Raw genomic sequence first — 6,291 nt, 5'->3', positions numbered from 1 at the left:
CGCGATCAGGTCACCCTCGGCGTCGAACTCGCCGAAAAGGCCGCCCAAGCCCTGCGCGACATCAACGAAGGCGCCCGCGCCACCCTGGAAAAGACCCGAGAAGTCGCCAACGCCGCCCAGGAACAAAGCCAGGTCAGCAACAGCATCGCCGGCAACGTCGAACGCATCGCCCAGATGGTCGAAGAATCCGACGCTGCCGTGCAGGCCGCGCACGATCAGGTGCGGCAACTCGATGAACTGGCGCGCGAGCTTAATCAGGTCGCGACAAGGTTCAGGTTGTGAGTTGATACCAACAAAAAAGCCGGGGGTTCCCGGCTTTTTTGTTGGTATGACGGCTTGAAAAGCAAGACGTTTACAGTGTCTTATGCAAGGCCCTGGCTTGTTCGAGAGCCAGTTCCGCAGTGGTCGCCAGCACGTTGTAGTGCCCCATCTTGCGACCCGGACGGGCTTCTTTCTTGCCGTAGAGGTGCAGCTTGGCATTGGGGGTGTTGAGCAGCGGCCCCCAGTTCGGTTCGCCGCCATCCTGTTTCCAGACGTCTCCCAGCAGGTTGAGCATGGTCACGGGGCTCAGAAGATCGGTCTTGCCCGGCGCGAGGTTGCACATGGCGCGCACCTGCTGCTCGAACTGGTCGGTGAGCGTGGCGTCCAGCGTGTAGTGGCCGGAATTGTGCGGGCGCGGTGCGATTTCGTTGATGACGAGCTCGTCGTCTTCCAGCACGAAAAACTCAACGGCCATGACGCCGACATAATTGAGCGCCGCTGCGAGTTGCTGTGCCATGACCTGGGCGCGCTCGGCGATTTCCGGTTTGACTCTGGCCGGGACGATCGAGACATCGAGGATGCCGTTGGCATGCTCATTTTCGGCTACGGGGAAGCAGGCGATTCCGCCCGAGGCGGTACGGGCTACGATGGCCGATACCTCGCAGACCAGCGGCATCATCTTTTCCAGCACGCAGGGCTGGTGCTTGAATTCACTGAGCGCGACATGCGCTTCTTCGGCGGTTTTGACGCGGATCTGGCCCTTGCCGTCGTAGCCAAGACGCGCGGTTTTCAGAATGCCGGGCAGGTAGGGGGAAAGATCGCCTTCCAGATCGGCCGCTGTTTTGACTGCGATGAAAGGCGCTACCGACAATCCGGCATCGCGGATGAAGGTTTTTTCGACGATGCGGTCCTGGGCCACGGCCACGCAGTCGCCGGACGGGCAGACGGGAACGCCCTGCTTGGCGAGCCAGCGCATCGAATCGGCGTTGACGTTCTCGAACTCGGTAGTGATGGCCGCGCAGGTTTGCGCAAGCTGCTGCAGCGCCTGCGGGTCGGTATAGGGCAGGCACAGGTGCACGTCGGCAAATTCGGCTGCGGGAGCGTGCGGATCGGGATCGAGCACGGTTACGCGGTAGCCCATGGTCTTGGCGGCCACGGTGAACATGCGGCCGAGTTGCCCGCCCCCCAGAATGCCGAGCATGGCGGGCGGCAGGATGGGTTTGCTTTTCTTTACGGTCATCTTGATGGTTCTCTTCGGTTCTTCTTCATCCAACTCTTCTGCTCGACGGGTGCGACGTCCTTCAAGCAGGGCATAGCCCCAACGGGCCCAGCCGAAAATGCCGCCGGCCACGAGCCCGGTCGGCAATGCTCCCAGTGCACTCAGCCAGAAATTGGGCGCATCGCCAAACAAGCCTTGCGCCGTAGCGAACAACAGGCAGAAAGCGCAGCCCCAGGCCAGAGCCCCTACCTGCAGGATGCTGTGCCACGGGCCATGTTGGCGTATCCGCTGCCAGCGCAACTGCTCTTGGGTGAGCATCAAACTTCCGGCAACTCCATGGCCAGAACCGTATCTTTCTGGCGCTGGCGGAAGGCGACCAGCTTGGCCGCGATTTCCGGATTCTGGTGTGCCAGCATGGCCACGGCAAAGAGGCCCGCATTGGCTGCACCGGCCTCACCGATTGCAAAGGTCGCAACCGGAATGCCCTTGGGCATCTGGACGATGGAGAGCAGCGAATCTTCACCGCGAAGGTATTTCGACGGCACCGGAACGCCCAGTACCGGAACGGTGGTCTTGGCGGCCAGCATGCCTGGCAGATGCGCGGCGCCGCCTGCACCGGCGATGATGCAGACCAGCCCGCGTTCATGCGCGGTTTCTGCGTATTCGAACAGCAGATCGGGCGTACGGTGCGCAGAAACCACCTTGCACTCGAACTCGATGCCGAAATCCTTGAGTTGACGGGCTGCGTGCTGCATCACTTCCCAGTCGCTGTTGCTACCCATTACCACGCCGACCTGAACCATGGGGCTTCCCCGCAAAAAGATTGAATTTTAACGAAAAATGGCGACTTGACCAAAACCGTTGTGCGGATAGTCCTACTGGAGCGCGCCTTTGGCAAGGTCGAACAGCAGATAGAGGTTGAGGAAGGTAACGATCGCACCGAAAAAGACCAGCAGATAGCGGGTGCCCGGACTGTTGGCTCGTGCACCCATGACTTCGACAGAGGAGGTCAGGCGCACCAGGAGGTAGATGGTGAACGGCAACTGGACCGAGAGCATGACCTGCGACAGCACCAGCCCCTGCAGGGTGTTTTCGATCAGCAGGATGGCGACGAGCGCCAGACCCAGTACCAATCCCACGCCCAAGCGCGAATGCTTGTCGCGAATATCGTAGGGCTCATGGAACAGGCCGGCGAAAATGCTGCCCCCAGCGATGCCGGCGGTGATCGACGAAGCGATACCCGCACAGAGCAGCGCAAAGGCAAATACCAGCGCTGCGCCGTGGCCGACCAGCGGTTTCAGCAAATCGGCCGCCTGCGGCAGCTCGGTCACCGGCGTTTTGGCAACATAAAACGTCGTGGCCGCCACGATGATCATGGCGCTGTTGATGGCCCAGCCGACGCCCATCGAAAACAGCGTATCGAGGAATTCATACTTCAACTGGCGCTGGATCGTGGCTTCGTCTTCCAGGTTCCACTGCCGGCTCTGGATGATTTCCGAGTGCAGAAATAGGTTGTGCGGCATGACGACCGCGCCCAGCACGCTCATGATCAGCAGGATTGAGCCGTCTGGAATCGAGGGCGTGATCCAGCTTCGCATTACGTCGGGCCAGTCGACCGGGATCAGGTAAAGCTCATAGATGAATGCCAGCCCGATGATCGAGACAAACCCGATGATCACGGTTTCGGTGCGCTTGTAGCTGTTTGTGAAGAGGAAGGCCGCCACGACCAGCGAGGTCAGCAATGCGCCGAGTTTGATCGGAAGCCGAAACAACATGTTGAGCGCAATCGCTGCGCCCAGTATTTCCGCCACGGCGGTGGAAATTGCCGCGAGCACCGCCGAGCCGACCAGTAACCGCGATTGCAGCGGTGGCAAGTGCCGGGTCGCTGCCTCGGAAATGCACAGCCCCGTGGCAATACCCAGATGTGCGGCATTGTGTTGCAGCACGATCAGCATCAGGGTTGAGAGCGTGATGACCCAGAGCAGCGTGTTGCCGAATTGGGCACCGGAGGAAATATTGGCCGCCCAGTTGCCGGGGTCGATAAACCCGACCGTCACCAGCAGGCCGGGGCCGACGTAGCGGAACAGCTCCAGCGCGGTCAGTGCGGGTGGACGGGTTTCGCGGTTGAATGCCGCGATCCTGTGTTTGAGACGGGCGAGCAGGCTCATGGATGTTCGATCCTTTCTTGAAGCAAGGCGGCCCAAGTGGGCCGATTCCGTTCATGGATCGGCATGCGATCAAGAAACAGTGCCAATGCGGCGGGATGAAATTCCCCCCTTTGACAAAGGGGGAGGCCAAGTACCCGCATGCCTCAAATGTGAAATCAGCAAAGCGGTTTGACCCAGAACTCCATCGGGCTATCCAGATGGCCGAACCCTTGTGAGCGATAGAGTGTTTGCGCCGTCCGGTTGTCGGTACGGACTTCCAGCGATACCGCGCAGCAATCCTGTTCCCGTGCATAGTCGGCCACGCTTTGCAGGAGTAAACGCCCCAAGCCTTGGCCGCGATGCGTCGGCAGCACGCACAGATCGTGGATATTCAAGCGTGGTCGGGCGCGGAAAGTGGAGTACCCCATGAAGCAGACCGCAGCCCCCACGATGTCAGTGCCGTGCTGCGCCAGGAAATTGACGTTGGCTGGCTGGCGGAGCAGGCCATTGATCAGGCGGAGTTTGGCGTCTTCGGCAAGCGGCTCTCCGCCGCCCATCGGGTCGCGGGCGTAGGCATCCAGACAGGCAATCAACCCTTGCTGATGGATGGCGTTTTGCAGGTCGGCGCGGATAATTTGTTTCATGCCAATGTCCAATTTTTAACCACGAAGCACACGAAGATCACCAAGAAATGCAAAGAAAAACGGGTGATATACAAACCCGGGGGGGCTCTTCGTGTTCTTGGTGTGCTTCGTGGTGAATGCCTTGAAGGTTTATTCCTTCAACCAGCGTGCCGCCTCAAGCGCGTAATAACTCAGGATGCCATCCGCCCCGGCGCGTTTGATCGACAGCAGGCTTTCCAGCACCACCTTCTTTTCTTCCAGCCAGCCGTTCTGGCTCGCGGCCTTCAGCATCGCGTACTCACCGGATACCTGATAGACGAAGGTCGGCACGGCGAACTCGTCTTTCACCCGGCGCACAATGTCCAGATACGGCAGGCCCGGCTTGACCATGACCATGTCAGCGCCCTCGTTCAGATCGAGCGCCACCTCGTGCAGCGCTTCGTCCGAATTGGCCGGGTCGATCTGGTAGGTTTCCTTGCTGCTCTTGCCCAGGTTGGCTGCCGAACCCACCGCATCACGGAACGGGCCGTAGAAGGCGGAGGCGTATTTGGCCGAATAGGCCAGAATCCGCGTATGGATATGGTTGTCGCGGTCGAGCGCGGCGCGAATCTCGCCGATGCGCCCGTCCATCATGTCCGAAGGTGCCACCACGTCCGCGCCGGCCTCGGCATGGCTCAGCGCCTGGCGGATCAGTGCCGCGACGGTTTCGTCGTTGAGCACATACCCGGTCTCGTCGATCAGTCCGTCCTGCCCGTGGCTGGTGTAGGGGTCGAGTGCCACGTCGGTGATGATCCCGAGTTCCGGGAAGCGCTCCTTCAGCGCCCGTACCGCGCGGGGAATCAGCCCCATGCGGTTCCAGGCCTCTTCCGCGCCCGCGGTTTTCAGCGCCGGCTCAATCACCGGAAACAGGGCCAGCGCCGGGATGCCAAGCTTCAGGGCTTCCTCGGCGGTGGCATACAGATGGTCGAGCGATTGGCGCGCCACGCCAGGCATCGAAGCCACCAGCTCGATCCGCCCGCGCCCGTCGAGCACGAACACCGGCAGGATCAGGTCATCGGCGCTCAGGCGGGTTTCGCGCATCAGACGCCGGGAAAAATCGTCGCGGCGCATACGGCGCAGGCGCGTGGCAGGAAAACGGCGGTCGAAGGTCATGGCGGTAGCCGGCAAATGAGAATGATCTCATTCTAGCGCTGGAAGGAGGGCATGTGGGTGTGTGTAATCACGAGGGAATGTTCTATGCTTTCGTTGGCGTAATTTCAAGAAAGCCAGATGTTGGCATTGGTGCGATTTCCGGCATGGCCGGGTCACATTTTTGGGAAACCGTTACAAATGGAGCATTCCAGTATGAACAGAACGAAGTATTTTTCGGTGGTCATGGCCGCAATCGTTGTTTCCCTGTTTCTGGACAGACCCAGTCTTGCCAGCGAGACGCTGCCGGAATGGGTAAAGATGATCGAGTGCAAGGTCGCGTTTGAAGATTACATGTCCTTCGTTTTAGGCGATTTTCAGGATGAAAAACTCAAGGCCAAAATGGGGATAAAGAAGATTCAGCAAGACAATCCATTTCTGCACGAATACGAGCTTTCGCAACCCATCAAGGTTTATGGGCATGAAACCCGGCGCGTCGTGTTCAATTCCGCCGGGATCATGGCGGTACTGGATGAAAAGGCCCCCTTGCCGCTTGCAGAAAAGCTGGGGCTGAATGTGGTGGTAAACACCGGAACCAAAATATTGGCGACCAGGACGATATCTGAAACAAAGCCGGAAACCATTGGTTCCATGAAGGTCTGGCGGAAAATCAGCCAGGATCTGTCTACGGTTTCGTCGCACCGGGACAAAACCTTGCTGGGCTGTACTTACAAGCTGATGGAGAAATAGTTGATTCGGCGGCTGCCGCTGTGCGGCGAGACCTGCCAACTGGGTTTTCTCCGTGGAAACGGTGCAGCCAAGTAGTCCGCGTAGGTGCGATTAGCAAAGCGTAATCGCACGCATGGTGTGATTGCATCCAAGTCATTGATCGGGCGAATACGCGGTGCTATTC

The 6,291-nt window shown here is 59.5% G+C and carries 6 protein-coding genes and 1 pseudogene; 2 read left to right on the top strand and 5 right to left on the bottom strand.

The window, feature by feature from the left end; translation table 11 throughout:
* A pseudogene (locus BMZ36_RS13240) lies at positions 1–282 on the top strand (hypothetical protein); the annotation flags it as partial.
* A gap of 70 nt (positions 283–352) precedes the next feature.
* Here the strand turns inward: BMZ36_RS13240 and BMZ36_RS13235 are convergent.
* The 5 genes from BMZ36_RS13235 to hemB all read right to left on the bottom strand — a co-directional run bounded on the left by BMZ36_RS13235 (position 353) and on the right by hemB (position 5,402).
* Complete coding sequence (locus tag BMZ36_RS13235) at positions 353–1,501, bottom strand: 5-(carboxyamino)imidazole ribonucleotide synthase (protein WP_091197742.1); 1,149 nt, start codon at positions 1,499–1,501, stop codon at positions 353–355.
* Positions 1,502–1,797: 296 nt separating this feature from the next.
* Positions 1,798–2,283 (bottom strand): 5-(carboxyamino)imidazole ribonucleotide mutase, encoded by a 486-nt coding sequence (purE, locus tag BMZ36_RS13230; RefSeq protein WP_091197722.1) that lies wholly within the window; start codon positions 2,281–2,283, stop codon positions 1,798–1,800.
* A 72-nt stretch (positions 2,284–2,355) separates the two neighbouring features.
* Positions 2,356–3,648 carry an Nramp family divalent metal transporter gene (locus BMZ36_RS13225; RefSeq protein WP_091197718.1) on the bottom strand — a complete coding sequence of 431 codons (1,293 nt, stop codon included), beginning with the start codon at positions 3,646–3,648 and terminating at the stop codon, positions 2,356–2,358.
* Positions 3,649–3,803: 155 nt separating this feature from the next.
* Positions 3,804–4,271 (bottom strand): GNAT family N-acetyltransferase, encoded by a 468-nt coding sequence (locus BMZ36_RS13220; RefSeq protein ID WP_091197737.1) that lies wholly within the window; start codon positions 4,269–4,271, stop codon positions 3,804–3,806.
* A gap of 129 nt (positions 4,272–4,400) precedes the next feature.
* The gene (gene hemB, locus BMZ36_RS13215; protein WP_091197714.1) at positions 4,401–5,402 is read right to left on the bottom strand and encodes a porphobilinogen synthase; all 1,002 of its coding nucleotides are present in this window, start codon (positions 5,400–5,402) and stop codon (positions 4,401–4,403) included.
* A 117-nt stretch (positions 5,403–5,519) separates the two neighbouring features.
* On the opposite strand from hemB, the gene BMZ36_RS13210 reads away from it, so the two are divergent.
* The gene (locus BMZ36_RS13210; protein WP_143086068.1) at positions 5,520–6,128 is read left to right on the top strand and encodes a hypothetical protein; all 609 of its coding nucleotides are present in this window, start codon (positions 5,520–5,522) and stop codon (positions 6,126–6,128) included.
* Positions 6,129–6,291: the final 163 nt, after the last annotated feature.

This window comes from Formivibrio citricus (assembly GCF_900115065.1).
GTDB lineage: Bacteria > Pseudomonadota > Gammaproteobacteria > Burkholderiales > Chitinibacteraceae > Formivibrio > Formivibrio citricus.
The sequence above is the reverse complement of the archived record's forward strand: the minus strand, read 5'-3'. Positions and strand labels throughout refer to the sequence as shown.

Bases quoted from the DNA above. Each gene is read 5' to 3' on its own strand.
- BMZ36_RS13235 (WP_091197742.1), bottom strand. From the start codon at position 1,501: ATGACCGTAAAGAAAAGCAAACCCATCCTGCCGCCCGCCATGCTCGGC.
- purE (WP_091197722.1), bottom strand. From the start codon at position 2,283: ATGGTTCAGGTCGGCGTGGTAATGGGTAGCAACAGCGACTGGGAAGTG.
- BMZ36_RS13225 (WP_091197718.1), bottom strand. From the start codon at position 3,648: ATGAGCCTGCTCGCCCGTCTCAAACACAGGATCGCGGCATTCAACCGC.
- BMZ36_RS13220 (WP_091197737.1), bottom strand. From the start codon at position 4,271: ATGAAACAAATTATCCGCGCCGACCTGCAAAACGCCATCCATCAGCAA.
- hemB (WP_091197714.1), bottom strand. From the start codon at position 5,402: ATGACCTTCGACCGCCGTTTTCCTGCCACGCGCCTGCGCCGTATGCGC.
- BMZ36_RS13210 (WP_143086068.1), top strand. From the start codon at position 5,520: ATGTTGGCATTGGTGCGATTTCCGGCATGGCCGGGTCACATTTTTGGG.